General features: G+C 42.2%; 26 protein-coding genes. 22 read left to right on the forward strand and 4 right to left on the reverse strand.

The window, feature by feature from the left end:
* Window position 1: 1 nt before the first annotated feature.
* The 15 genes from D2U88_RS13505 (at window position 2) to D2U88_RS13585 (ending at window position 16,371) form a co-directional block, all read left to right on the forward strand.
* Window positions 2-1,225 (forward strand): TolC family protein, encoded by a 1,224-nt coding sequence (locus D2U88_RS13505; protein ID WP_067035954.1) that lies wholly within the window; start codon window positions 2-4, stop codon window positions 1,223-1,225.
* 4 nt (window positions 1,226-1,229) lie between these two features.
* Window positions 1,230-3,071 carry an efflux RND transporter periplasmic adaptor subunit gene (locus D2U88_RS13510; protein ID WP_119641092.1) on the forward strand — a complete coding sequence of 614 codons (1,842 nt, stop codon included), beginning with the start codon at window positions 1,230-1,232 and terminating at the stop codon, window positions 3,069-3,071.
* A 25-nt stretch (window positions 3,072-3,096) separates the two neighbouring features.
* Window positions 3,097-5,553 (forward strand): multicopper oxidase domain-containing protein, encoded by a 2,457-nt coding sequence (locus tag D2U88_RS13515; protein WP_036385870.1) that lies wholly within the window; start codon window positions 3,097-3,099, stop codon window positions 5,551-5,553.
* The gene (locus tag D2U88_RS13520) at window positions 5,554-6,861 is read left to right on the forward strand and encodes an APC family permease (RefSeq protein ID WP_119641093.1); all 1,308 of its coding nucleotides are present in this window, start codon (window positions 5,554-5,556) and stop codon (window positions 6,859-6,861) included. It abuts the gene before it with no gap.
* A 131-nt stretch (window positions 6,862-6,992) separates the two neighbouring features.
* Window positions 6,993-7,622 (forward strand): DUF3347 domain-containing protein, encoded by a 630-nt coding sequence (locus D2U88_RS13525; protein WP_072882340.1) that lies wholly within the window; start codon window positions 6,993-6,995, stop codon window positions 7,620-7,622.
* Complete coding sequence (locus D2U88_RS13530) at window positions 7,623-8,081, forward strand: heme-binding domain-containing protein (protein WP_036385864.1); 459 nt, start codon at window positions 7,623-7,625, stop codon at window positions 8,079-8,081. It abuts the gene before it with no gap.
* A 340-nt stretch (window positions 8,082-8,421) separates the two neighbouring features.
* Window positions 8,422-8,919, forward strand: a complete 498-nt coding sequence (locus D2U88_RS13535) for a YybH family protein (protein ID WP_119641094.1) — start codon at window positions 8,422-8,424, stop codon at window positions 8,917-8,919.
* Window positions 8,919-9,620, forward strand: a complete 702-nt coding sequence (locus D2U88_RS13540) for a PepSY domain-containing protein (protein ID WP_036385860.1) — start codon at window positions 8,919-8,921, stop codon at window positions 9,618-9,620. Before D2U88_RS13535 ends, D2U88_RS13540 begins: the two co-directional genes overlap by 1 nt.
* An 86-nt stretch (window positions 9,621-9,706) precedes the next feature.
* Window positions 9,707-9,889: a hypothetical protein gene (locus D2U88_RS13545; RefSeq protein WP_119641095.1), complete on the forward strand. Its 183-nt coding sequence runs from the start codon at window positions 9,707-9,709 to the stop codon at window positions 9,887-9,889.
* Window positions 9,890-9,920: 31 nt separating this feature from the next.
* The gene (locus D2U88_RS13550; RefSeq protein WP_313790835.1) at window positions 9,921-10,478 is read left to right on the forward strand and encodes a helix-turn-helix domain-containing protein; all 558 of its coding nucleotides are present in this window, start codon (window positions 9,921-9,923) and stop codon (window positions 10,476-10,478) included.
* Window positions 10,479-10,682: 204 nt separating this feature from the next.
* Window positions 10,683-10,907 carry a heavy-metal-associated domain-containing protein gene (locus tag D2U88_RS19570; RefSeq protein ID WP_182859184.1) on the forward strand — a complete coding sequence of 75 codons (225 nt, stop codon included), beginning with the start codon at window positions 10,683-10,685 and terminating at the stop codon, window positions 10,905-10,907.
* Between the two features lie 336 nt (window positions 10,908-11,243).
* Window positions 11,244-11,582 (forward strand): DUF305 domain-containing protein, encoded by a 339-nt coding sequence (locus D2U88_RS19725; RefSeq protein WP_235855789.1) that lies wholly within the window; start codon window positions 11,244-11,246, stop codon window positions 11,580-11,582.
* Window positions 11,583-11,875: 293 nt separating this feature from the next.
* Window positions 11,876-14,134, forward strand: a complete 2,259-nt coding sequence (locus D2U88_RS13570) for a heavy metal translocating P-type ATPase (protein ID WP_119641097.1) — start codon at window positions 11,876-11,878, stop codon at window positions 14,132-14,134.
* Window positions 14,135-14,161: 27 nt separating this feature from the next.
* The gene (locus D2U88_RS13575; RefSeq protein ID WP_051947607.1) at window positions 14,162-14,371 is read left to right on the forward strand and encodes a heavy-metal-associated domain-containing protein; all 210 of its coding nucleotides are present in this window, start codon (window positions 14,162-14,164) and stop codon (window positions 14,369-14,371) included.
* Window positions 14,372-15,150: 779 nt separating this feature from the next.
* Window positions 15,151-16,371, forward strand: a complete 1,221-nt coding sequence (locus D2U88_RS13585) for a site-specific integrase (RefSeq protein ID WP_119641098.1) — start codon at window positions 15,151-15,153, stop codon at window positions 16,369-16,371.
* A 77-nt stretch (window positions 16,372-16,448) separates the two neighbouring features.
* Here D2U88_RS13585 and D2U88_RS13590 read toward each other — a convergent pair whose 3' ends face one another.
* From D2U88_RS13590 to D2U88_RS13600, 3 genes are all read right to left on the reverse strand, one after another.
* Window positions 16,449-17,006 carry a hypothetical protein gene (locus D2U88_RS13590; RefSeq protein WP_119641099.1) on the reverse strand — a complete coding sequence of 186 codons (558 nt, stop codon included), beginning with the start codon at window positions 17,004-17,006 and terminating at the stop codon, window positions 16,449-16,451.
* A gap of 119 nt (window positions 17,007-17,125) precedes the next feature.
* Window positions 17,126-17,620, reverse strand: a complete 495-nt coding sequence (locus tag D2U88_RS13595; RefSeq protein WP_119641100.1) for a hypothetical protein — start codon at window positions 17,618-17,620, stop codon at window positions 17,126-17,128.
* Window positions 17,621-17,715: 95 nt separating this feature from the next.
* The gene (locus tag D2U88_RS13600; protein WP_119641101.1) at window positions 17,716-18,993 is read right to left on the reverse strand and encodes an SH3 domain-containing protein; all 1,278 of its coding nucleotides are present in this window, start codon (window positions 18,991-18,993) and stop codon (window positions 17,716-17,718) included.
* Window positions 18,994-19,578: 585 nt separating this feature from the next.
* On the opposite strand from D2U88_RS13600, the gene D2U88_RS13605 reads away from it, so the two are divergent.
* Genes D2U88_RS13605 through D2U88_RS13630 form a run of 7 tightly spaced genes read left to right on the forward strand, consistent with a single transcriptional unit; the run spans window position 19,579 to window position 24,208 of the window.
* Window positions 19,579-20,145, forward strand: coding sequence for a BfmA/BtgA family mobilization protein (locus D2U88_RS13605; protein WP_119641102.1), 567 nt, complete (start codon window positions 19,579-19,581; stop codon window positions 20,143-20,145).
* Between the two features lie 43 nt (window positions 20,146-20,188).
* Window positions 20,189-20,569, forward strand: a complete 381-nt coding sequence (locus D2U88_RS13610; protein WP_147378590.1) for a hypothetical protein — start codon at window positions 20,189-20,191, stop codon at window positions 20,567-20,569.
* The gene (locus D2U88_RS13615; protein ID WP_147378591.1) at window positions 20,566-21,024 is read left to right on the forward strand and encodes a hypothetical protein; all 459 of its coding nucleotides are present in this window, start codon (window positions 20,566-20,568) and stop codon (window positions 21,022-21,024) included. Before D2U88_RS13610 ends, D2U88_RS13615 begins: the two co-directional genes overlap by 4 nt.
* Window positions 21,021-22,280: a hypothetical protein gene (locus D2U88_RS13620; protein WP_119641105.1), complete on the forward strand. Its 1,260-nt coding sequence runs from the start codon at window positions 21,021-21,023 to the stop codon at window positions 22,278-22,280. Before D2U88_RS13615 ends, D2U88_RS13620 begins: the two co-directional genes overlap by 4 nt.
* Window positions 22,268-22,597, forward strand: coding sequence for a type II secretion system protein (locus tag D2U88_RS19415; RefSeq protein WP_147378592.1), 330 nt, complete (start codon window positions 22,268-22,270; stop codon window positions 22,595-22,597). The genes D2U88_RS13620 and D2U88_RS19415 overlap by 13 nt, the downstream gene beginning before the upstream one ends.
* 5 nt (window positions 22,598-22,602) lie before the next feature.
* Window positions 22,603-23,064, forward strand: a complete 462-nt coding sequence (locus D2U88_RS13625) for a PulJ/GspJ family protein (protein ID WP_182859185.1) — start codon at window positions 22,603-22,605, stop codon at window positions 23,062-23,064.
* Between the two features lies 1 nt (window position 23,065).
* Complete coding sequence (locus D2U88_RS13630) at window positions 23,066-24,208, forward strand: type II secretion system F family protein (RefSeq protein WP_119641107.1); 1,143 nt, start codon at window positions 23,066-23,068, stop codon at window positions 24,206-24,208.
* Between the two features lie 408 nt (window positions 24,209-24,616).
* Here the strand turns inward: D2U88_RS13630 and D2U88_RS13635 are convergent, their stop codons facing one another.
* The gene (locus tag D2U88_RS13635; protein ID WP_119641108.1) at window positions 24,617-25,792 is read right to left on the reverse strand and encodes a Gfo/Idh/MocA family protein; all 1,176 of its coding nucleotides are present in this window, start codon (window positions 25,790-25,792) and stop codon (window positions 24,617-24,619) included.
* Window positions 25,793-25,797: the final 5 nt, after the last annotated feature.

Raw genomic sequence — 25,797 nt, forward strand, 5'->3', positions numbered from 1 at the left:
AATGAAAAAGGTAGTGACCATTATATTTATCTTGACAAGTATCCTATCCAATGGCCAGACCTTGGAAGACTACTTTGAGATTGCTGCTGGGAACAACCCGGGGCTTCTTTCACAGTACAAAGATTTTGAGGCGGCGTTACAAAAGGTACCGCAGGTAAAGGCTTTACCAGATCCAAACCTGTCCTTTGGGTACTTCATCTCCCCGGTCGAAACCCGGGTAGGGCCCCAAAAGGCAAGGTTTTCACTGACTCAGATGTTTCCTTGGTTTGGAACCTTAAAGGCCCAAGGTGATGCCGCTGCACTTATGGCAGAGGCCAAGTACCAGTCTTTTTTGGATGCCAGGAACAAACTTTATTACGAGGTTTCAGCAGCTTATTTTCCATTGTACGAACTTAAGGAGTGGGTACGGATCGAAGAGGACAACATTGCCATTCTGGAATCCTACAGGACGGTTTCCAATACGAAATTCAAAAATGGCTTGGGATCATTGGTCGATGTCTTAAGGGTGGACGTGCTTTTAAAGGAAGCCCGGACGAATCTGGGTATCCTTAAACATAAGGAAATCCCCCTTTTGGCGTCCTTCAATAAACTATTGGACCGTAAGGAAGATGAACAAATAAACATCCCTGAGACCTTTGGGGTCAATGTACTGCCCATTGATTATGTCAAAGATTCCTTGGTAGTGGACCATCCGCTCTTGAATTCCCTGGAATTAAAGGTCAAGGCTGCAGCGGCATCCGAAAGGGCAGCCCTTAAACAAGGCCTGCCAAAAGTGGGGGTCGGACTGGACTATGTAATGGTTGATAAGCGTACCGACATGGTGGTTCCCGATAATGGCAAGGATGTATTGATGCCCATGGTTACCTTGAGCCTGCCCCTATTCAGGGGTAAGTACAGGGCAGCCGAAAAGGAGGCCCAATTGATGCAGGAAAGTTATGCACTGCAAAAAAAGGAAGTCACCAATACATTGAAGACCAATTATGAAATGGCCGTTTTTGACATAAGGCAGCAGACGGATTTGATTTCCCTCTTTGATGAACAGATCATGGAATCGGAACAAGCACTCAATCTGTTGTTCACAGCCTATGGGAATTCCGGGAAGGACTTCGAGGAGGTGTTACGAATGCAGCAACAATTGTTGAAGTATACTAAATTGAAAATAAGCGCATTGACGCAATATGAAATAGCGTTGGCCAAGTTTAACTATATCACGGCAAAAAAATAATCAGATGAAATCAGAAACACAAAAAATAGTAAAAATAGCCTTGTCCACCTTGGTTCTTGGACTTTTGCTGGGATGGCTATTGTTCGGGGGCTCGAAGGGCAATGACACGGAGGAACACCAACATACTTCGGTAGTATCGGGAGAAACCATTTGGACCTGCTCCATGCATCCCCAGATCAGACAGACGGAACCGGGAGATTGTCCCATTTGTGGGATGGACTTGATCCCTTTGGAAAATGACAACGGTTCGGAACTGGACCCCATGGCCGTTAGCATGTCGAAAACCGCCATGCAGCTTGCCAATGTCACTACGGAAATCGTGGGCAAGACCGCCCCGGTCAAATTGATCGATCTTAATGGCAAGGTGGAAGCGGATGAACGATCGATCTATTCCCAATCTTCCCATATTCCCGGGAGGGTGGAACGGCTAATGGTCAATTTTACAGGGGAGTACATCAAACAGGGGCAGATCATCGCCTATATTTATTCCCCTGACCTGGTCACTGCCCAAGAGGAACTTTTTGAAGCAAGAAAGGTAGCGGACACCCAACCGCAGTTTTTTAATGCCGCCAAGGAAAAATTAAAAAACTGGAAGCTTTCCGACAACCAAATCGCACAGATACTTCAATCCGGGACCGTTAAGGAGGAATTGCCGATACATGCCGATGTTTCAGGCTACGTTACCGAAAAAATGGTAAACCTTGGCGACTATGTCAACAAGGGCAAGGCATTATATCAAATTGCCAACCTGAACAGCGTTTGGGTATTGTTCGATATTTATGAGTCCGACATGCCCTGGGTAAGGAAAGGCGACGAAGTGGTCTTTACCATACCCTCCCTCCCGGGCGAAAATTTCAAAGGCAGGATTTCCTATATCGACCCGGTGATCAATCCCATGACAAGGGTTGCCAAGGCCAGAATCGAGATCGGGAACACCGGTTTAAGGTTAAAGCCGGAAATGTTCGCTTCCGGAACCGTAAAAGCAAAACAGCCCATTGCATCAGAAGCGATAACCATTCCTAAGTCGGCAGTGATGTGGACCGGGGAACGTTCTGTGGTATACATCAAGAATACCACATCCAATGGGGTGAATTTTGTGTTGCGCGATGTCACCTTGGGACCATCGTTGGGAAATGGTTTCATTGTCAAGGAGGGGCTGCAAGAAGGGGATGAGATCGCGGTAAACGGGACCTTTAGTATCGACGCGGCGGCCCAATTGGCCGGGAAACCGAGCATGATGAATCCTGAAGGTGGGCCCGCCATGACGGGACATAACCACGGAGGCATGAAGATGGGGGATGACAAGGGTACAGGCGGTAGCGATCATTCGGAAATGGATATGGGGGATCCCGGCTTGGAAAACAAAACAGACCATTCTGATATGAACCAGCGAATGACGGCGACAGCGACTTTTAAAAACCAATTAAAACAGGTGTTGAGCGCCTACTTGGAGTTAAAGGATGCCCTTGTCAATGATAATGGTACCAAGGCAAATGCCGCTGCAAAAAAAGTGTTGTCGGCCTTGGAACATGTGGATATGAAACAATTGACGGACAAGAAGGCGCACGGCCATTGGATGACGATATCGAAGGAAATCTCCAGTTCGGCGAATTCCATTTCAAAGATATCGGATGTCAAGGTGCAACGCAACCATTTTAAACAGCTGTCCGCCCATTTATCCAATGGTATCAAGCTTTTTGGGGTGGATCAAAAGATATACGAACAGTTTTGCCCGATGGCCGATAACAACAAAGGTGCCTATTGGTTGAGTACGACCAAAGAGATCACAAACCCCTATTTCGGAGAGGCTATGTTGACCTGCGGTGAAATCACCGATGAAATGTAATTGAACAAATGTAAATGAATGAATGATGAAAATATTGAAATCTAAAATCTTGTTTTTTGTCCTAACTGCCTTGACGACCCATGTTTTTGGGCAAGTGGGGACAAATGGTGAGGACAGAAAAGAGGAAGGTAGACCCGTTCGGGAATACAATCTTGTACTGGAACAGAACAAATTGACCCTCGGTGGGGTCACTGCCGATGCAATGACCATCAATGGGAGTATTCCGGGACCGGTCTTGGAATTCAACGAGGGTGACTTCGCCCTGATCAACGTGACCAATAAGATGGATGTGGAAACCTCCGTACACTGGCATGGATTGATCTTGCCCAATTTTTATGACGGGGTTCCCTATTTGACCACACCGCCCATAGAACCTGGCACAACTTTCCAATATCGGATTCCGATCAACCAATCAGGTACCTATTGGTACCATTCCCACACCATGCTGCAAGAGCAAAAGGGGGTGTATGGCTCGATACTGATCCATCCCAAGGAAAAGACGTTGGACTACGATAAGGATTTGGTCGTGGTGCTCTCCGATTGGACGAACGAAAAGGCCATGAACGTGCTCCGAAACCTTAAACGGGGAAACGAGTGGTACCAGGTCAAAAAAGGGACCGCGGTGCCCTTGAGCAGGGTCATCAAGGAAGGTGCACTAGGTGCACAACTCAAATTTTGGCGAGATCGTATGGAAGGAGCGGATATTGCGGATATCTACTACCCCGCATTTTTGACCAATGGGAAAACATTGGCCGAATACCCTGATTTCAAACCAGGGGAAAAAGTGCGGCTCCGGTTCGTCAATGCCTCTGCCTCCACCTATTATTGGATGGATTTCGGTGGCGGTAACCCCATGGTGGTTTCCGGGGATGGTGTCGATGTGGAGCCTGTTTCCAAAAGTCGTTTTCTTTTTGGCATTGCCGAGACCTATGATGTCATCGTGACCGTTCCTGAAGGCACTTTGGAGGTAACGGCCACGGCACAGGACGGCTCCGGGCATACCTCGTTGCATTTAGGGCAGGGAACGCTTTTTCCCGCAACGACCATCGATAGGCCCGACAAAGTGGCGATGATGAAACAAATGGCCCAAATGGACATGAAAATGGGAGCTCCGGCAATGGCCGGCAACAAGAAGAAAAATACACCCGAATATTTGATGCAAAAGTATGGGATGCAGATGGACATGAAGGATGGCAGCATGGATATGGGTATGCACAATGGGATGTCGATGGATAAGACCGAAATGAGCGGTCAAAAGGATAAACCCATTGCGAAGATGGATGATAAAAGGCCTATGAATGCGAATGAAGATCATAGGCACATGGAGATGGATAAAAAGATGGGGGATATGGCAGGAATGGAAAAGGATTCAACGTCAATGAAATCCACCGGACATAAGGACAAGATGGAAAACCCTATGGTTCAGACTATGCCAATGATGCAGAAAGACACTTCAGCTTTTGATTACGATACCCGTAAAACGTATTTCAACTATGACTTCTTAAAAGCAAAGGAAAGTACTACCTATAATGCCGATCTGCCCGTCAATGACATTCTGTTGAACCTGACGGGAAATATGCAACGGTATATCTGGAGTATGAACGGTGTGCCACTTTCAGAAACCGATAAGATCAAGATCAAAGGTGGGGAAGTAACCCGGATCACCCTCAACAACCTGACCATGATGCACCATCCGATGCACCTCCATGGGCATTATTTCAGGGTCATCAATGAGAATGGTGAAAAGTCACCCTTGAAACATACGGTCAATGTGCCGCCCATGCAGAAAGTGGTCATCGAATTTTATAATGAAGAGTACGGGGATTGGTTTTTCCACTGTCATATCCTCTACCACATGATGGGGGGCATGGCCAGGGTTTTCAGTTATGATACCCCAAGGGATCTGAGGATGAAGGATTTTCCTGTTCAAAAGTTGGTAGATGAAACTGACCATTATTATGCTTGGGGTGCTGCCAGATTGGGTTCCAATTTTAATGAACTCTTCCTTGTTTCAAGTAATATCAGGAATGAATTTGGGGTACGGGCAGAATTTGACTACGACCAAAATGCCGAGGTGGAAGTCAATTATAACAGGTATCTCAATGACTGGGTACGGGTCTATGCAGGGGTAAACACGGAAACCTCCATCCCTGATTCCTATGACCGTTTCAATACAGTGGGACTGATAGGGGTCAAGTATTTTACCCCATACCGCTTTAATATGGATGTGAGTATGGACCACCAGCTGCGTCCAAGAATAAGGTTGGATAGGGAACTATTGCTTTTTCCCAGGATTTTCCTCGAGGGGGAATATGAATTTCGGGCCGATTTTGGATGGGTCAACGATTTGGGGAATTCATCCTATGAAAGTGAGACCCAATGGCTGGTAGGGGCCTCCTATATCCTTTCACGTAATTTTTCAATCCAGGCCAATTACAACAACCGATATGGTTGGGGCGGAGGCCTGCTAGCCCGTTTTTAAATGGCAGAATACAAAAAAAATAGCCTGAGTCTGACCAATACCATTGCTTTGGGAACCGGTGTGATGATCGGTGCGGGAATTTTTGCGCTCTTGGGTCAGGTTGCCGAACTCTCCGGCCAATGGTTTCCCTTTGCTTTTTTAATCGGGGCAGTCATCTCAGGTTTCAGTTCCTACACCTATGTCAAAATGTCCAATACCTACCCCTCTGCCGGGGGCATTGGCATGTACCTCAAAAAGGTTTACGGTAAAACGGCCTGGACCGCTACCGGTGCACTGCTGATGGCCCTTTCCATGGTCATCAATGAGAGTTTGGTGGCCCGGACGTTCGGGACCTACGTATTGGAGCTTTTTGATGTGGAGTCGAAAGGATTCTGGCCCCCGATCCTTGGGGTATTGTTGTTGATCACAGCCTTTATTGTCAATGTGATGGGAAACAAAGCTATCGGGGGATCGTCCTTGGTCATGGCCATACTAAAAATCGGCGGGATAGCGGTTTTTGCCATTGGTGGCCTTTGGGCAGCTGGATTTACCTTTGATCAGGTCGTTCCTTCCCAGTCCTTGACCGAGCATTCCCTGGTGGATTATTTGGGGGCATTGGCACTGTCGATATTGGCCTATAAGGGTTTTACCACCATTACCAATAGTGGGGATGAGATCGTCGATCCCAAACGTAACGTGGGACGGGCCATTGTCATTTCTTTGGTGATATGTACCCTGGTCTATCTCATGGTGGCATTTGCGGTCTCTTCCAATCTTTCCATCCAGGAAATCATTGCGGCCAAGGACTATTCGCTGGCCGAGGCATCCAGACCCGCTTTTGGAAAATATGGGGTCTGGTTCACCGTTGGTCTGGCGATCATATCCACCGTTTCCGGGGTCGTTGCCAGCATTTTTGCCGTTTCCCGGATGACCACCATGCTCACTGAAAAGGAATTGATACCACATCGACATTTTGGGATTCCCGGGGACATACAGAAACATATGTTGGTGTATACCGTGGTGATTGCCATAGGGCTCACCATGTTGTTCGATCTGAGCCGGATCGCTGCATTGGGGGCCATCTTTTATTTGATCATGGATATCGGGATCCATTGGGGGGTCCTAAAAAATCTACGAAAGGAAATCGGTGCAAATCCCATTATCCTCATTACGGCCCTTGTGCTGGATGTACTGGTGTTGGGCGCCTTTATTTGGTCAAAGGCCGGTAGTGATCTTTTGGTGGTCATTGTTGCCCTGGTATTGATGGTGCTTATTTTTTTCGGGGAACGATTGTTTTTGGGGAAAAAGCGTACGGTCGAGGAAGAATAAGGGTAGAGTGCTTGCGTGGGAGAAATGGAAAATTAGATGAAAAAATTAAAATAGTAACAATAATGGGGGATAATACAAATATGCCGACCCCGGGCAATCAAAATCAGGAATTAATCTTAAAATCAATTACAATGAAAAGAACAACAGTTACATTAAGTACAATTGCCATTGCGCTATTGACCGTTACCGTGATTTCCTGTAAGGACGGTAAGAAGGAAACAAATGACAAGGAAGGAGCCCATATGGAGATGGGAACGGAAGAGGGCCATCACCATGAGAGCTCTGCGGGGGAAATGGACCACGGGACCATGGACCATGATATGGGTTCGTCCGATGCACAGGGCACATCTGTGATCGATAGCTACCTCCAACTGAAGGATGCCCTGGTGGCGGACAATAAGGATGAAGCGGCCAAATCGGGCCAAGCCTTGGCCAGTGCCTTGGGCAGCTTTGATATCAGCGGATACGATGAACAGCAACAGAAGGAGCTGTCCGATATCATTGAAGTGGCCAAGGAACATGGGGAGCATATCGCCAAAAGTGATATCGGTCACCAACGGGAACACTTTGAGGGACTGGGCAAGGATATGGTCGATTTTATTGCCATAACCGGGACTTCCAAAACCTTGTACCAACAATTCTGCCCCATGTACAACAACAACCAAGGAGGAACGTGGCTCAGCGCAAGTAGCGAAATCCAGAATCCATTTTTTGGAAGTAAGATGTTGACCTGTGGTAAGGTGCAAAAGGAAATCAATTAAATGAAAGTACTGAAAATCATAGTATTGGTAGTGCTGTTGGGATTTGTGGGCATCCAGTTTGTGCCCACAGATCCCAACTTGAGCGATGTGGTTCCCGATACGGACTTCATGTCGGTGAACCAGGTTGCCAAGGATATCGAACACGATTTGCGGGTATCTTGCTATGATTGCCACAGTAACAACACCCAATACCCGTGGTACAATAAGGTCCAACCCATCGCCTGGTTTTTGGAAGAACACATAAAAGAGGGAAAGGAAGAACTCAATTTCAATGAATGGGGCGACTATTCGGATCGAAGAAAAAGGAGCAAACTAAAGTCCATCGCAAGTCAGATCGAAGACGATAAGATGCCCCTATCTTCCTATACCCTGATCCATAAGGATGCAAAATTATCGGTGGAAGAGAAAGAACGGATATTGACCTTGGTAAATGATCTAATGGAAGAATTGGATAATTGAAAATGACATGGAAATTACCCTAAAACCGGGACAAACGATATTGCTATTGTTGTTGGTCATGTCCGGTTACTATGAATGAGGAAATAAAGTCCTGAAAGGGAGGGGAACACCCAAAGTTGATTGGTTGGTGAGTTAGTTAGTTAATCGTTCCCTTCCCTTGTCAGGCACTAATGGAAAAAAAGGATGAAAGATTGTTGTCGTGACAATGGACCTGTGCAGCCGAAAAAGGCCATTTTAAAAAAATGGTTGGCCCATATCCTATATGGGATCGTCATTTCGATTGTCCTGGGAGCCTTTATCATACAATATATACTAACCTAAACAATGTTAAAACAAACCAATGAAACGTATTACTTTACAGATTTTTCTAATGGCCGTATTTCTCACAGGGACAAGCTTTGGCCAAACAAACCCTAACAAGGAAAACCTAGACCAGGACAGGGCCGCTGTGCTGCGGATAATGGAAAGCTACAAGGAAGCACTGCAAAATTTGACCACGGAAGGCACCTTGGAGCTTTTTGCGAAAGATTCCGAAGTTTTTGAATCCGGGGGCGTGGAAGGCACCTATCAACATTATCTCGACCATCATATAGGTCCAGAACTTGGACATTTCAACAGTTTTAGGTTTTCGGATTATACCATTGAAGTGAAGGTGGAGCTACCCTTTGCCTTTACTACGGAAAGCTATGTCTATACCATTGGCCTAAAATCGGAAAATGGAGGTGAGGGCAAAACGATCAGCAGAAAAGGGGTTGCCACCACCATCCTTAAAAAAACGGATGGGGATTGGAAAATTGTAAAGATGCATAACTCCTCACGGAACAACGGGAAGAACTAATGGTCGGAAGAAAAACATCGATGAAGGTCAGAAAGATACATAGATATCTTGGCCTATTTATTGGGATCCAGTTCCTAATGTGGACCATCAGTGGACTATATTTTAGTTGGACGGACATTGACGAGATCCATGGAGATCAATTCATCAAGGAGCATCCGGACCAGTCAGAATTTGGGAATTTAATTGCTCCCAATGGACACGGGAACGTTAAAATCAAATCTTTGGAAATGAGAAATATAGGGGGAAGTCCCTATTATTGGATCAATGGCGGGGTTTTGATGGATGCACAAACGGGGGAGATCAAAAAGGGTATCGATGAACAACAGGCCTTAGCCGTTGCTTCACAGTATATGTTGCCCGAACTTAAGGTCAAAAGTGTTGAAAGACTCACCCAAACAGGTGGGCAGCACGAGTATCGTGGACGTCCATTACCGGCCTATGTGATCACCTATGAAACGGATGAAAACCTTAAAGCGTATGTCTCAGAGACCGATGGGTCGTTTCAACGTGTAAGGCATCGGTCCTGGAGATGGTTCGATTTTTTGTGGATGACCCATACTATGGACTATGAGGGACGGGACGATTTTAACACCATGGTTTTACGGATTTTTTCCCTGATGGGATTGATTACCGTTTTGAGCGGATTCTTGTTGTGGTATGTCAGCTCACCAACGATCAGAAAATTATGGAAAAGGCGATAGTTCAAACACATTGACATATTATTTGGCAAAGGACTCCTTAGGAGCAAATAGTTGACTATTGTGCCAGTTGAACCATTTTTGGAAAAATGAGCGAACTTAGGAGGCAAAGACGAAAGAAAAAAAGGGGGCTGGCGAAAAAGAAACGGGATAAGGCCAAGAAAAGAAAGGAAAAAAGAATGAAAATCCTTGGCATATTGGCCTTGATGCTGATCGTTATATTGGCAGTGGTCGTCATTTTTTTGAAGGCCCTGTGGAAATTCACTGCATGATATGGAAGTTGGGTCCAGTAAATCGAAAGATGTGTTGTACATCAAAAACATGGTCTGTCCGAGATGCATCATGGCCGTCAAAGGTATTTTGGACGATGAGGGCATTCCCTATATGAATGTGTCGTTGGGTGAAATAACCCTCAATGGGAAAATCACGCCTGAAAAACGGGAAGGTCTCAACGAACGACTTGAGAAAATTGGATTTACGATCATCAACGATCGTAAAGGTCAGTTGATAGAACAGATCAAAAACCTAGTGATTGAGGCGATACACTACACCGGACCCATGGAAAAGGTCAAATGGCCCGAATACCTTTCCGATGGATTGCATCTTGACTATAAGTATCTTAGTTCGCTGTTTTCCGCGGTGGAAAGCATTACCCTGGAGCAATATATCATCAACCAAAAGATTGAAAAGATTAAAGAGTTTCTTGTTTATGATGAATTGGGCTTAAAAGAAATAGCGTTTCAATTGGACTATAGCAGCGTTGCCTATTTAAGCAACCAATTTAAAAAAGTAACTGGAATGACACCTACACAATTTAAGAAAAGTGCCATTCAAAATAGAATATCGCTTGATGATATTTAACCTCTATCGTTAAGGTCGCAATACCTTCCCAAGGAACCAGCCTCCTAAACGCTATTTAAAAAACACCTTTCTTCGCAAATGGGTCAAGGTTTGTTTTTTTTCAAACAATGCCCTTATACAGAAAGTGTTACTTTTCCCATACGTGTTGGAACCAACATTGTTGATTCTAGGTGTAAAATTGTTAAAATAAAAAATGATCACAACATGAAAAGAAGATACCAAATAGAAGGAATGACTTGTGATGGCTGTAGGGGGCACGTTGAAGAAACTCTTTTCAATGTGGCCGGTGTAGCCGATGTAGCGGTCGATCTAAAAAACGCAGAAGCTACAGTGGAGTCGCAATTTGAGGTCCGCCTTGAAAAGCTACAAAAAGCATTGGAAAATAAGGGGGGTCATTATAAAATACAATCGATGAACAAAGCCAATTGAACCGATATACGATAACTGGGACAGATAAATTGTCAGGCCTACAATTGGAATGGAACAATACAATACTCGAAAGTCAAGGAATAATCACAATAACCAGATAAAATTTGCACAATGGAAGATAGTCAAAGAAAATCCAATAATTATTTAAAGTTTTTTGCGATGATTGGTACTTCAATGGTCGCCATGTTTTTTTTAATGTACACCCACTCATATCAAATCATTGATCACTTTTGGTATAGTGAGACTAGATTTTTCATGACTTTGATCATGGGGGGATCGATGATCATTATTATGCTGCTATATATGCTACAGATGTATAAAGACCGACGCAAGAACATGTCAATATTAGCCTTGGGTGTTTTGTTGATTGCAGGTGGGATATGGCTGGTCAGGAGTCAGGTTACCGTATCAGGAGTCGACTACATGGAAGGAATGATACCCCATCATTCCATTGCTATTTTGACCAGTGAACGTTCTCAAATAAAAGATGTCAGGGTACGGGAGCTTGCCAATGAAATTATCAAGGCACAACGCAGGGAGATAATGGAAATGCAGTGGTTGATAAACGACATCAAGGAAAATGGAATAGTGGAAACCGAAGCAGGAAAAGAAAAGCGGCCTATTCCTAAATTCGAGGGATCTCTTAGGGAAGAAACAAAGAATCTGGCCGAATGAGAGGCGATTATTTACTACCAATGTTCTTGTTTTGCCCCAAGTTCACTACAATGGTTTGTCCTATCGAATATATTCTAAACTGATCGGGGCAAATTCTCCAAAAAAGATTGACGTGGGCGAACCTGATTTCATAGATGTTGCCGAATTCTATAAACCACTCACCAATTATAAGTACTTGACGAGGAAAGATAAAAGTTGATTTTTCGGAAAATTCTACAACTCTTTCAGTAAATAACGTAACAGTCCATTTTAGGTCTATTCTGAAATTTGTACCATACAAATTGGAGTAGAAAATGGATGCAATCGATATTATTGAGGACACCGAAAGGAAAGCGAAGACGGTGTCAAAAAAATCTTTCCCGGTCACTGGAATGACCTGTGCTGCCTGTGCATCCAGCGTGGAATCCATGCTGGGCCATACGGAAGGGGTCTACAATGCCAGTGTCAACTTTGCCAACAGTACGGTCCTTGTGGAGTATGACAGTGCTATGGACCTAAGCGATCTTCAAAATGCGGTACGTCAAATCGGTTATGATATAATTGTGGATGCCGAGGATCCTACCGAAGTACAGGAAGAGCTTTCGAAAAAGCATTATGTATCCATAAAAAAGCGAACCCTTTGGTCCGCTATTTTGACACTTCCCATTTTCCTTCTGGGGATGTTTTTTATGGATTGGGTCCCGGGTAGGTGGATTTCATTGGTACTTGCCGTTCCTATCCTGTTCTGGTTTGGCCGAAACTTTTTCATAAATGCCTTCAAACAGGCCAGATTCGGTAAGGCCAATATGGATACCTTGGTCGCACTCAGTACGGGCATTGCCTTTTTGTTCAGTGCATTCAATACCTTTTTTCCTGAATTTTGGCTCAGTAAAGGCATGGAACCCCATGTATATTATGAGGCGGCCACAGTGATCATCACCTTTATTTCATTGGGGAAATTATTGGAAGAAAAGGCGAAATCAAATACATCCTCCGCCATAAAGAAATTGATAGGGTTGCAGCCCAAGACCTTAAAGGTGATAGCAGATGGGGAGGAAAGGGAAATCCCTATTTCTTCGGTTAAGGTAGGTCAAACGATTTTGGTTAGACCGGGAGAGAAAATCCCTGTGGATGGAACGGTGTCCAAAGGAAGTTCCTATGTTGATGAAAGTATGATCACAGGCGAACCCGTCCCTGTAGAAAAGACAAAGGATGAAAAAGTTTTTGCCGGTACCGTAAACCAAAAAGGAAGCTTTCAGTTTGTAGCTGACCGGGTGGGAGGGGAGACCCTTTTGTCCCAGATCATCAAGATGGTGCAGGAAGCACAGGGGAGCAAAGCGCCCGTACAAAAATTGGTGGACAGGATTGCCGGTATTTTTGTTCCCGTGGTAATGACGATTTCACTGGTGACATTTATCACCTGGATGTTCCTGGGAGGTGAGGACGCTTTTACCCATGCACTGTTGACCGCAGTTGCCGTATTGGTAATAGCTTGTCCCTGTGCGCTGGGTTTGGCAACCCCCACGGCCATCATGGTGGGAATCGGCAAGGGGGCCGAACACAATATCCTCATCAAAGATGCGGAAAGTTTGGAGTTGGGTTACAAAGTAAATGCCATTGTCCTGGATAAAACGGGAACCATAACAGAAGGAAAGCCAGTGGTGACCGATATGGTCTTTGCGGACCATGTGACCGATCACAGGGCCCTGGAGCAAATTTTATATGCCATGGAAGGACAGTCCGAACATCCCTTGGCTGAAGCCGTGGTCTCCTTTTTAAAAAATAGAAAGGTAAATCCGGTCGAAATTTTGAACTTCAATAGTATTACAGGAAAAGGTGTTCGCGCTGAGGCATTGGATGGAACCCAATACCTTGTGGGCAATCATAAGTTGATGGTCGAAAAAGGAATCGCCATGGATGACAACCTGGGGCACATGGTCGAAGGGTTAGAGCAGGAAGCCAAAACGGTCATATACTTTGGCGGTGGAGGCAAGGTGAAGGCGATTTTGGCCATTATGGATAGTATAAAGGAATCCTCAAAGGAAGCCATACGGGAAATGCAGGGGAATGGTATGGAAGTTTACATGATGACCGGTGATAACAAGATGACCGCCGAAGCCGTATCACAACAGGTGGGTATCAAAAGCTATGAAGCCGAAGTGCTCCCATCAGAGAAAGCTGATTTTGTGAAAAGGCTTCAAGAAAGTGGAAAGGTGGTCGCCATGGTGGGCGATGGTATCAATGATTCGCAGGCACTTGCCCAAGCAGATGTCAGTATCGCGATGGGCAAAGGGTCCGACATTGCCATGGATGTCGCGAAAATGACCTTGATCACCTCTGATTTAAATGCCATTCCCAAAGCGTTGAAGCTCTCCCATAAGACCGTTATAGGTATAAGGCAAAATCTTTTTTGGGCCTTTATATACAATATCATTGGAATTCCTATAGCTGCAGGGCTGCTGTATCCGATCAATGGATTTTTGTTAGATCCGATGATCGCTGGTGCCGCTATGGCCTTTAGCAGTGTATCGGTCGTATTGAACAGTTTGAGGCTTAAAACGATTAAACTATAGTAATTTTCTAATTTAAAATCGATGAACATGAGTACATTACAATTCAAATCAAATATTAAGTGCAGTGGGTGTGCCAATACCGTAAAACCATTTTTGGATAAGGTGGATGGCGTGACCGATTGGTCTGTTGACTTTGCCTCCCAAGACAAATTGTTGACCGTACAGACTACAAGTGCCACGGAAGAGGAAATCACTTCTGCTGTTGAATCGGCTGGATATCATTTGACCAAGAAATAAAGGAATGTCCAGAAGAATATATTAAATGGTTCGAATAGGGTTGGGGTTACCTTAATCCTATTCGGGTTGTATAAGTTTATTGGATTTTTCTACACAACTTCGGTATAGGCATGGTCATTGGTAGTATTGAAAACATCGCAAGATTCAGGTATCACTGCAATCAAAACCTCTAAACTTGATTGTGTCAATCATGTAAGGTGGACCAGTAATGGCTTGGCTGGAACACCGGTGGCAAAAATCTAAATCTTGTAATTTATACAGCTAGTTTAAAAATGACAATCAAAGTTCTTATTATATCTGCTTGTCGATAGGGCGAATAGATACTCATCTTGTTTGTGATGAGATTTTGAACTCACAAAAATTCCTTTGTCTATTTTGATTTAAAATTAAATAAAACAAGATGGTGTGGTTTGATTTTAAATATCGATATTTACGTTGTGAAAATCATTATTTCACACGAAGATGTCCTATGGGATGTCCTATTTTGGGAAAATCGACATAATATTCTGGATATTAATGGGTTAGCGCCTCTTCAAGAGGTCAGTCATCCCGACTTACCTTATTTAAGTAAAATCAAAACACTGTTAATCTTATGATTTTCAGTGTTTTGTGTTTTTAGGCATATCATCTAAAATCAATTAAAACCATCTAAAATCATATAAAGGGTGTTCTTATCGGGAGCAGAATATTACACTTTATGTTGTAATTTTAGATGACTTCTTGAAGCATTTTGCTTGTGTTTTGACTTTCGCAGTATTAACAGTTTAAAACGTTGCAACATGCAGAAAAACAATCGTTTAACAATTAATTTCTTTACTAGGAAACACAGGATTCATTCTGAGAATCTTATAGTTTACTGTAGGATTACCATCGATGGTGAACGCACCGATTTTAGCATAAATCGGGAAATAAAGGCCAATTTATGGGACAATAACCGTAAAAGGGGCAAGGGTTTTTCCAGTTATGTGATTTCCCTGAACAAGTACCTGGACCAAATTTATACAGGACTACATGAGGCCCATAGATTGATGATGGCGGAAGAAAAAGTAATCACTCCACTATCTATCAAAGCAAGATTTTTTGGGGAAGATGAGGGCGGAAAAACATTGAAACAATTGATTGCCTACCACAATGGAACCATGCACACTTCTTTACGTCCGGGAACAAGAAAGAATTACCACATCACAGAACGATGCGTGGGCCTATTTTTAAAAGAAGAATATGGGATGGAGGATATAAAACTCAAAAAATTGAACTACCGTTTTATATCGGACTTTGAACAGTACCTAAGAAAATACAGGCCATCTACGCGAACCAAATGCACCAATAACGGGGCCATGAAACATATGGAACGGCTTAAGAAAATGTCAAGGTTGGCCGTTCGGTTGGATTGGATAACAAAAGACCCTTTTGAAAACTATAAACTACGTTTTGAGAAAACCGAACGGGAATATTTGACAAAACGGGAATTGAGGTTGATTGAAGAAACCACATTCACAAAGGAAGGGGTTGAGAAATGCAAGGATGTGTTTCTTTTCTCGTGCTATACTGGCCTATCCTATATTGACCTGAAGGCATTGACACCTGACCATGTTCTTAAGGGAATAGACGGTAACGACTGGTTGTTTACAAAAAGGATAAAGACAGACGAGAAACTCAAAATCCCGTTACTTCCACAGGCAAAGGAGATCATTAATAAATATAAAGATTCACCGGAAAGAAAAGTGATGAAAGTCCTACTACCTGTTTACAGTAATCAAAAGGTCAATTATTACTTAAAAGAAATCTGCAAGGATTGTAAGATTTACAAGAAAGTGACTTTCCATACAGCCAGACACACTTTTGCAACTACGGTAACCTTGTCCAATGGAGTTCCTATTGAAACCGTCTCAAAAATGCTCGGCCACACCAAATTGTCCACTACCCAAATCTATGCAAGGGTATTGGAACATAAGATAGGGGAGGATATGCAGAATCTTATTGCAAGTATGAAGCAATGAGAAAATCAAAGATTTGAAGATGGGTTGACTATTTATCTCTAGGAACTAAATAGCTAATAGCTCGTTTAAGCAATAATTTATAAACCCATATATTCTTTAATACTATCTTTTAGAAAGATTAAATCATTTTTTAAGTACTTATAATCTTTGTCGTACAATGTTAAAAGAATGATTTTCTCATTCGAAGGTTTAGTCAATAAATATAATGATCCAACCGGTTCTCCCGTATCCTCTACATTTTCAATGAAATAATCCAAATCAGAAATCTGTTCTTTTTTAATATGGGTTTCTTCGCCTTCCTGAATAATAATAGAAGTAGGACTTATTATTTTTCTTTTGTTATTTTTTTTCAGTTTTATGTATTTGAATATTTCTGCGCCGCCTAGATACATTACCCCTATTGGGATCAATAAGAATAGTTTTTTTGTCAACTTACTACTAGGGCCTATATCTAAGAGCAAGCCTGTTGCAACTATGAAAAGTACTAATCCGACGGACAATAAAACAATGCCCAGAATTAATTTTCGATTATTGTTCAATGATTTTCCAATTTCAATTTGGTTCAAATTCTCATTGTACTGAAAATGGATATTATATCTTTTTAATTTTAGTCTAAAGGTGTCTAATTGTTTCATAAAATTATGGCTGATGGTTAGGGCATTGATCTGGTTAGGATTTAAGTCATGAATTTGGGGTTAGGTACCGATATTTATTTTTTATCCTAAACGGCTATAACATTTAAACATTGTTGTGGTCACTTGTTTTTGGATTGTTTTGCAATTGCGTCTAGCTTTAGTTTTTCAATAAATTCAAAATCATCCAGACCAATCACCCTAGCCTTTTTATCAAATGCATTGATTAATGCATAAATCGTTGCCGTTTCAAAATCCCTAGCTTTAGTATCAACGGGATGATAACACCCATCCTTAATTTCAATTGTAAGTTGAATTCTTTTTCCTTTAATAGCTGAAAGATAGTCTATGAAAAATGACAATACTTTTTCCACCACGGGTTTATGCCCAAGTTGAACCGGCAATTGTTTTTCTTTAACATTCCAAATTACCCAATTCCTACGAAAATCTTCAACAGATGGAGTTATTGAAAGTTCTATATAAGCATAATGTCCAGTGTATTTTTTAAACAGTCCCTTCCCATTAACCTCTTTGTAATCCCAATTCTCAATTTGTTTATTAATGATGTTAAGTTGGTGAGATTCCGTAATTGAATTTTGTAAGTAGTCTTTAGTCATTTTTTAGAAGAATTATCTGGTATCATTGGTCTTTTATTTAGCTATAACAGCCCATATATGCAGTGCTTAAATATTATAATTATGCGCTCGTTCTTTTAATGCCTATTGTCACAGAGAATTCTTATTGCTGGTTCGGTTTCATCCAAAACGGTTATTGATGGACATCCAAAACTAAAACCCAAAAATCCAAAAATAACAGTAGCTTTGTTTTTTAATAAATCTCCGGTCCATTGTGATTGTGGTGTTTCGCTATCATCCCCTTCAATTTTTAATTTCTTCAAATAAGTTCCTTCACTATCATAATAATATTCATTGAATATTATTGAATTTGAGCCTTTATCCACAATTACTAAATGGTAGCTAGCCGCTCTTTCTAAAGGTTTCTGCAAATAGTAATTATACTTTTCTGCCGAAAACTTGAAAGTGCTCATATCAAAATGGCTTTCTTCTAAATTCTTTTTAACAGGGAATTGACTATCATCAATTTGTTTCCATACAATTGGTCTTAATTCACCTAATTGAAATGGGTCTTCTTTACCTATGTAAACTAAATTATCTGATTCCGTTATTTTTTTGCCAAAATCAAATCCAAACTCATATGCATCTTCGAGGTTACTATAATTATCTGAGCCATAAATATTCATGCATGCAATTGTTGGTAAATCTTGAATGTCCAAACTTAAGACAGTGTCTTTTTTCATTAGATAAACAAACACTTTGTCAGATTCGGAAATTTTGAGTTGGTGTATGAGCTTCTTTCTCTGATTTTGATTTAACCTTATTGTGTCTTTCGTTAAATCTGTTTCTGAAAGTATTGATGTTTTGGTTTTATCACCATTTTCATTGTAGGTGTTTTCAAAATAGGTTTCTGATAGATTCAAAAAGGCCGTGCTTGTTCTTTCTACTTTTCCTTGATAAGTATCTTCAGAGAAGGCAGAAATAGAATATAGTTTTATGTCAGATTGAACAAGGTAATATGATAAAAGTCCATCAAAAACGTATACAGTATCCTTTTCTTTTTGAACACCAACCCATTCACCTTTGATTATTTTTTCACCCTCCTTTATTTGGTCTGTAATTTTTGAATACTCAATTATTGTCAATCGGGTGTTTAATGGAAATTTACCCAGAATTTTTCCCTGTGGTGAATCCCTGTAATTTAATCCAGACCGTGCTATTACATATTTGTAATCACGGCGTTGGGGAATTTCCGCCTTTTTTTTATTTGAAACTGAATCTATGGTGGTTTCTAAAGAGCTTTTAACGTCGAGTTGTTTTTCGGCTACATCACTTTTTTGACTTGTTGCTCTTTCTTTACAACTTAAAATCAAAAGTGTTATTGATAGAAGACTTGGTAGTATATAGAGTTTCATTTTTATATTTCACTCGTTTATTCACAATGACGCTCGCAGATAGCAAATCGTTAGTACAGATATTTTCAATAAACATTCTTACTACGATATAACTGATTTCTAGGAAATATATTACAAATTTAGAGTGGACAAATCAGAAACGTCTCAAAACAATTGAGCAATACCTAACTCTCCTTGCCTAAATCTATATGGGGGAATCACTATTGTATTTACCCCAGGTATTGAACAACATTTAAATGAATAAAATTGATTATATTTAAAAGGCTTCTTAGAAGTCCATCGTACGGCATTGATTATTTGATTTGACTTTCCAAAAGTCCGTACAAACCAAAGAATATTTATGTGGCAGCTGATTTTCAATCATGCTGTATTTATTCGGTCCCGCTTGCGGGACGAAGGAATAGCAAGAGGATAGCGCGCTAAAGCGACGCTATTGATTCATTTTCCTTCGGAAAAGCTCTGTTTATAAGGGTTTTTGGAAATTTTTGATTTTAGGAACTGCAAAATTTATTGTTACAATAATGCTGGGGTTTCCTGTAATCACTGAAAAGAATTGTAACAATTGTACCCCTTAAAACTTGAAATATGGATGATTTTAGAGCAGTTAGGATAAAGAAAAGGACTTTATCCAGATTTAAGGTTTTTTCCAAAAAAGTGGGTAAGAGTTATTCCCATACCTTGGATATGGTCATGGACTTTTTTGAGTGGCATGGGTTTTTGCCGTCAGAAAGATTTGAGAAGAGCATTGGCCAAGAAATTATCAAGAACAGAAAACGGACGGATGCTGTCATTGCCATTATCAGGGATATTGAAAAGAACCAGACACTTCCTACCATTGGTATGATGCAGGCCTTGTTCAATCAAGAATTGGACAGTGATGAGGAAGAGGATGATTTTCTTGAGGACATGATTGAGAAGAATCCACCAAAGCCATATCCAAAGTTCGAGGGGGAAGTAATGGTCCCCAGGATCAAGTATGAACATTTGGAGGAAAAGGCAGCATCACTCCAAACAGATTTAAAGGATATCCTTGAAAAGGTCAAAGTGGTCAAGGGTAGTTTTGGGAAGAGTTATCTGAAGCTTGAAATAACGGAAGGAAGGTTGGAACGATATAAACTTGAAGCCAATAGGCCTTTGGATTCGCTTTATTGATAAGAAGTAAGTGCCCGATATTTCGGACCAAACAGTAATGATCTTGGCCCCAACGGAAGGGAGCATATTGGAGGCCAACACCGTCAACTTCAATTGGGAACCTGTGGGCGAAGCCACGGGGTACCAGATACAGGTAGCCACGCCTAATTTTGGGAATGCGACCCAATTGGTATTGGACAGCGTTGTGGAAGTGGATACGTTGGGCTATGTGACTACCCGACTAGGACAAAGCCTTTTCAACGGCAACTATGAGTGGCGAATCAAAGCCTTCAACAGTGATTACGAAACACCTTATACCGCGAGTGCGTTTCAAGTGAACGGGGACGAGGACCAGGATTTGCCCCCACCCAACAACCTGCAATTGGTGTCGCCGACCAATGAGAGCAGTGCAAGCAATACGTTTAATGTGACAGTGTCCAATTGAGCAAAAATGTAAGAACATATGTGCTTTTGGGCCTGGTGCTGATCATATGGGGGCTAATCGGATACAAGGTGGTCAAGGCCCTGTCGCCGGAAGATGAAGCTATGCCAGAATTAAAACCAGTTGTTTTTTCACCCAAACCCACGACCAAGAAAGATACTTTTAGTTTAATGGCCAATTATAGGGATCCCTTTTTGGGAACGCTGCCCAAAACGGAAAGTAAACCTATCAAAAAACAAGTTGCAAAGCAACCGGTTCAAAAGCGCAACATTGTGTATTCGGGATTGGTCTCACAATCAAATTCAGGGAACAGCATGTTCTTCGTGTCCATTGATGGACAACAGCACATCATGTCCCAAAAGGAGGAAGTGGATGGCGTAAAATTACTGTCGGGCAACGGGGAAAATATCAAGGTCCGTTATAATGGCATCACCGAAACCATATCCCGTGCCCAATGACCAAATTGAAAAAAATAAAGGCCGGGGCACTACAGTTTGTCCTCTTTATCGGTGCCATCATCGCCGTACTGTTAATGGCCTTTGTGATGGTCAGCCACAGCCATACACTTTTTAACAAGAAGACGGACATCACCATAGCAATGATCCAGGCCACTGATAGGGGCATGGGCGCATCTTTTGACCAACCCCTCGAAGTGGGAATGACATGGGAGCTTCCTGAACGAGACCCATTGGGAATCGAAACCAGTGTCCAAAAAGACTATTGGGGGCTTTTGGAAAAAAGGGAGGTGATTTCAAAAAAAGGGAAATTGAAGTTTACCAAGATCGGGCTGGTGGGCCTCCGAGATGAAAACCGATATGCCCTTTACCTTGAGGACAACAACCGCCCCATGGTCATTGCAGGGGTTGCCAGGATTTCAGGAGATGCCTTTTTGCCGGAACGCGGCATAAAAATGGGAAACATACAGGGTTTCGGATATACAAAGCCACAATTGGTGTACGGTAGGCGACAACAAAGCAGTTCTCGTTTACCCGAATTGTACCAAGAAGTGGCCCGGCAACTGGGTCAATTGACTGGTTTGCCCAAGGGCAATAACATTAGCTTCAAGAAAGGAGAAATCATTAAAAATAGTTTTCAGGAAGAAACCCAGATCATACGAGGTGCTGTTATCGAATTGGAGAACATATCATTAGTGGGGAACATTTTGGTATGGGCATCCGAAGAGATTATCGTACAGCCCACGGCCAATTTGAGGGATGTAGTATTGATTGCGCCGCAAATCAACATTGTTGATGGAACCATGGGCAATTTTCAGGCCCTGGCAAGCAAACAGATAACCATGGGCCGTAACGGTAACCTAAGTTATCCTTCCGTCTTGGCGGTGGGGAAGAAGGGAAAATTTGAAAAGAACGCCAACAAACAACAGGAACCGTCATTGATCATGGAACCGGGTGCCAGTCTATCTGGGATGCTACTTTATTGGGAGGAAAACGATTTGGAAGGCTACGGTGCAAATATCCAGATCCAGGAAAATGCAAATGTCAATGGAGAGGTGTATTGCCAGGGCAGTCTGGAGCTTAAGGGAAATGTATACGGAAGTGTGACTACCCAATCGTTCATCACCCTGGAAAAGGGGAATGTCTATCAAAACCATTTGTTCGGAGGGAAGATAGAGGCGAACCTGTTACCCCTGGCCTATGGTGGACTGGTATTTAAGGATAAACCTGCAAACCAAGTGATGAAATGGTTGTACTGAAAAAGATAAAGGCATCCACCTTGATGGAGACCTTAGTGGCCACAGTATTGATTGTGATCGTTTTTATGATGGCCAGTATGACGTTGAACGCATTGTTTGCCAATACGATGACCGGCAATACAAGTGAAGTGAGACAAGAATTGTTGTTTTTACAATACCAATATGAAAATGGACAATTGGAGCTTCCCTATTTTGATGAGTTGGGGGAGTGGGAGATCAAAGTGGAGGAACAGGAATGGAAATCCAATGGGAAGGTCAACTTTTCGGCGGAACACCTTTCAACAAAAAAGGAAGTCACTTTCAGTTTGGTAAAATGAACAGGATGAACCAAAAAATAAAGGCCTTCACGTTGAACGAAATGCTCGTGGTCCTGTTGATCACCAGCTTGGTGGTAGGCATGGCATATAGTGTACTTCGGTTGGTGCAGATACAAATGCAGGGCATCTCGGGCAATTATGAGCGGAACACGGAACTGAACTTGTTGCACCAAAGTCTATGGATCGATTTCAACCAAAGTGATAGGATTTGGTTCGATCCTTCCAAAAATGAACTGCAGATGGCCAATGAGTTGAAGGAGACAAGTTATATTTTTCAAGAAGATGAAGTAATTAAAGGCAGGGATACCTTCGCCATTAAGATAACATCCTTGGACAGGTACTTTAATGGCAAGAAAGCCATGATCGGGGAAATCGATGCCCTCGATCTTTTTACTTCTAAAGACCAAGGGTCCCAGCGAATATTCGTATTTAAAAGGAACGCATCGACCAGTCATATGAACCAATAGGATGGGATTCAAGTTAGAATATACCTTGGAAAAAAAGCCAACCGATTCTTCCGCTGGAAAGGGTTTGGATAATCTATTGAAAAGAGAGATTACCTTTTTAGGCTCTTTTTTTAACAACAAGCAAAAGGAAGAATTCTATGGAGAACTGGCTATTTTGTTAAAGGCGAGTGTCCAGCTCCGTGAGGCCCTAAATCTGTTGAAGGAAAACCAAAAGAAAGAAAAATTCCAGGAATTTTACGGGCAAATGGTCATGGAACTTGACAAGGGGTCAAGTTTTTCAGAGCTTCTGAAATCAAGAAAGGAATTTACGGAGTATGAGTTTTACTCGGTACAAATTGGGGAGGAGAGTGGCAACCTACCTACCATATTTTTCGAGTTGGCCTCTTTCTTCAAACAAAAGAACGAGCAACGCAGAAATTTGGTCAACGCTTTGACATATCCCATGATTATTTTGAGCACCGCGGTATTGGTGGTTGTTTTCATGCTCCGCATGGTGGTTCCCATGTTCGAGGATATTTTCAAACAAAACGGCGTGGAGTTACCTACCATTACCCTTTGGATAATCGCGGCTTCAAATTTTATCAAAAGTTATGGTCTGCTTGTACTTTTGGTATTGGCCACACTTGTATTACTTAGGAAACCCTTATTGAAGAGGGAAGATATAAAACGAAGGAAGGATTATTTGCTGTTGAGGGTTCCCTATGTGGGCAATTTTGTACGCTCAGTTTATTTGACACAGTTCACCCAAGCCGTGGCACTGTTGACCTCTTCAAAAGTTCCTATGTTGAACAGTGTACAGATGGTCAAAAGAATGATAGATTTTGTTCCATTGCAGGATGCATTAAGTACCATGGAAGCAAAGATCATGAAAGGGGTTGCCCTCCATGACAGTCTGAAAGGGAACAAGGTTTTTGACAATAAACTGGTCTCTCTGGTCAAGGTTGCCGAGGAGACCAACCAAACAGAGTACATCTTTGATAAACTTCACCAACAGTACGCGACGGAAGTGCAGCAAAAATCGAAAATGCTGTCCACGATAATGGAACCCTTGATTATTGTGGTCATTGGTTTCTTTGTAGGAGTTATTTTGGTATCCATGTACTTACCAATGTTCAGGTTGAGTACGGTTTTGGGGGGTGAATGAATGCAATCTCTTTTAAAATCCAATCACTTTTATTCCGAAATGAAAAGGATATGTTCTTATTCTCATTTTTATCCAAAATGTGCATAAGGTGTACAAGTCCTGTAGTTTCAGTGCTTGTTTCTGATTTGCAATAACACTCAGTCATACACATGGTTCGGTCACCCTGACCAAAAAAAGCCAAGCATATTGCTTGGCTTTTTATTGTGTCTTATCCGTAAAAGTGATTAAAGAATATAGCTTTAAAAAAAGCGTGATTTACCATTCATACAAACCTTTATCTAATAATTTTAGTTTAAATAGATGCCAAACTCATAATTAGGATATTTAAGGGTTTTAGATGAATACCTTGGAAGTACATTTTTAAAGTACAGCGCCTTTGAATTTTATATAAAAAAGGCATTTTCTTCATCAAATCTGTGTTTTATGGACAATTTTATTGTCATACATGGCGTCCAATCCCATCTGCACGCATAGTGCGGCCATGGCCCCTGTTTTTGCGTTGGATATGGGCAGTGTGTTGTTCAAAATATTGTCCCTAAAATCAATCAAGGCTTGTTTGCTAGGGTCCTCATGATCAAAATTTACGGGGATACCCCTTCCCTGGTCCCAGTTTAAGGTGGCCCCGGAAACTCCGTCTACCTCCCCAACTTCTTTTTCAAAACTCCCTTCGGGATAGTACCAAGCTTTGACGTAATCCAAAATGTAGGCTCCTTTATCACCCATCACCTTCACCTTGTAATCGCCCATAGCGTTACTTGTCAAACAAGTGAAGGAAGCCCTCACGCCTTCTGGATAACTATAAATTAGATGGATATTATCAAAGGTTTCCCTACCATCCTTCCAATAATCGATTCCTCCCACGCCCATGACCTTTTCGGGCATGGAGCCCAACACCCAATTGGCAAAATCCAATTGGTGGGAACAAAGTTCGGCCAAAAGTCCCCCTGAAAATTCGCGGTACATCCTCCAATTGATCATGCGTTCCCATTTGGGATCGGGAACGGGCCGTCGCCAGTTGTTGTTTCGGTTCCATTGGCATTCAAAAGCGGTAATTTTGCCAATCTTCCCTTTTTTGATTTCATCCACAATATGGGTGTATAATCGAGAACTATGATATTGGTGACCCGCTTGAAAAATGGTACTTGAGTTTTCCGCAGCATCTACCAACAATTTTATGCCATCATATCCCTTTGCCATGGTTTTTTCGCCATACACATGCTTTCCCGCTTTTAAGGCATCGGTCACAATTTGGGAGTGCGTGCTGAACGGGGTTGCCACTAATACGGCATCCACGCTTTTGTCTTCCAAAAGTTTCCGATAATCCTCGTAGCCTTTGGCTTTGCCTTCCACTTTGGATAGACCCGAACTGAGCCTAAAAGGAATGATATCACTACAGGCCACAACCCTCATATTAGGGATTTGGTTGATAAAGGGAATGAGGCCACCACCACGGTCCCCGGTTCCGATAACTCCAACATTGATGGTTTCATTGGCACTTGGGGTTCCATATCCCAAAACAGTTGGTGCATATAATGCCGCCGAGCTGGCCAAACCACCTTTTACTATAAAATCACGTCGTTTCATTTTTG

This window comes from Flagellimonas aequoris, assembly GCF_003584165.1.
GTDB lineage: Bacteria > Bacteroidota > Bacteroidia > Flavobacteriales > Flavobacteriaceae > Flagellimonas > Flagellimonas aequoris.

Coding starts and splice junctions, on each gene's coding strand:
- D2U88_RS13585 (WP_119641098.1), top strand. CDS start 15,151: ATGCAGAAAAACAATCGTTTAACAATTAATTTCTTTACTAGGAAACAC.
- D2U88_RS19415 (WP_147378592.1), top strand. CDS start 22,268: ATGGTTGTACTGAAAAAGATAAAGGCATCCACCTTGATGGAGACCTTA.
- D2U88_RS13535 (WP_119641094.1), top strand. CDS start 8,422: ATGAAACGTATTACTTTACAGATTTTTCTAATGGCCGTATTTCTCACA.
- D2U88_RS13605 (WP_119641102.1), top strand. CDS start 19,579: ATGGATGATTTTAGAGCAGTTAGGATAAAGAAAAGGACTTTATCCAGA.
- D2U88_RS13540 (WP_036385860.1), top strand. CDS start 8,919: ATGGTCGGAAGAAAAACATCGATGAAGGTCAGAAAGATACATAGATAT.
- D2U88_RS13570 (WP_119641097.1), top strand. CDS start 11,876: ATGGATGCAATCGATATTATTGAGGACACCGAAAGGAAAGCGAAGACG.
- D2U88_RS13515 (WP_036385870.1), top strand. CDS start 3,097: ATGAAAATATTGAAATCTAAAATCTTGTTTTTTGTCCTAACTGCCTTG.
- D2U88_RS13635 (WP_119641108.1), bottom strand. CDS start 25,792: ATGAAACGACGTGATTTTATAGTAAAAGGTGGTTTGGCCAGCTCGGCG.
- D2U88_RS13530 (WP_036385864.1), top strand. CDS start 7,623: ATGAAAGTACTGAAAATCATAGTATTGGTAGTGCTGTTGGGATTTGTG.
- D2U88_RS13600 (WP_119641101.1), bottom strand. CDS start 18,993: ATGAAACTCTATATACTACCAAGTCTTCTATCAATAACACTTTTGATT.
- D2U88_RS13525 (WP_072882340.1), top strand. CDS start 6,993: ATGAAAAGAACAACAGTTACATTAAGTACAATTGCCATTGCGCTATTG.
- D2U88_RS13510 (WP_119641092.1), top strand. CDS start 1,230: ATGAAATCAGAAACACAAAAAATAGTAAAAATAGCCTTGTCCACCTTG.
- D2U88_RS19570 (WP_182859184.1), top strand. CDS start 10,683: ATGAAAAGAAGATACCAAATAGAAGGAATGACTTGTGATGGCTGTAGG.
- D2U88_RS13630 (WP_119641107.1), top strand. CDS start 23,066: ATGGGATTCAAGTTAGAATATACCTTGGAAAAAAAGCCAACCGATTCT.
- D2U88_RS13620 (WP_119641105.1), top strand. CDS start 21,021: ATGACCAAATTGAAAAAAATAAAGGCCGGGGCACTACAGTTTGTCCTC.
- D2U88_RS13505 (WP_067035954.1), top strand. CDS start 2: ATGAAAAAGGTAGTGACCATTATATTTATCTTGACAAGTATCCTATCC.
- D2U88_RS19725 (WP_235855789.1), top strand. CDS start 11,244: ATGTCAATATTAGCCTTGGGTGTTTTGTTGATTGCAGGTGGGATATGG.
- D2U88_RS13545 (WP_119641095.1), top strand. CDS start 9,707: ATGAGCGAACTTAGGAGGCAAAGACGAAAGAAAAAAAGGGGGCTGGCG.
- D2U88_RS13520 (WP_119641093.1), top strand. CDS start 5,554: ATGGCAGAATACAAAAAAAATAGCCTGAGTCTGACCAATACCATTGCT.
- D2U88_RS13595 (WP_119641100.1), bottom strand. CDS start 17,620: ATGACTAAAGACTACTTACAAAATTCAATTACGGAATCTCACCAACTT.
- D2U88_RS13625 (WP_182859185.1), top strand. CDS start 22,603: ATGAACCAAAAAATAAAGGCCTTCACGTTGAACGAAATGCTCGTGGTC.
- D2U88_RS13575 (WP_051947607.1), top strand. CDS start 14,162: ATGAGTACATTACAATTCAAATCAAATATTAAGTGCAGTGGGTGTGCC.
- D2U88_RS13590 (WP_119641099.1), bottom strand. CDS start 17,006: ATGAAACAATTAGACACCTTTAGACTAAAATTAAAAAGATATAATATC.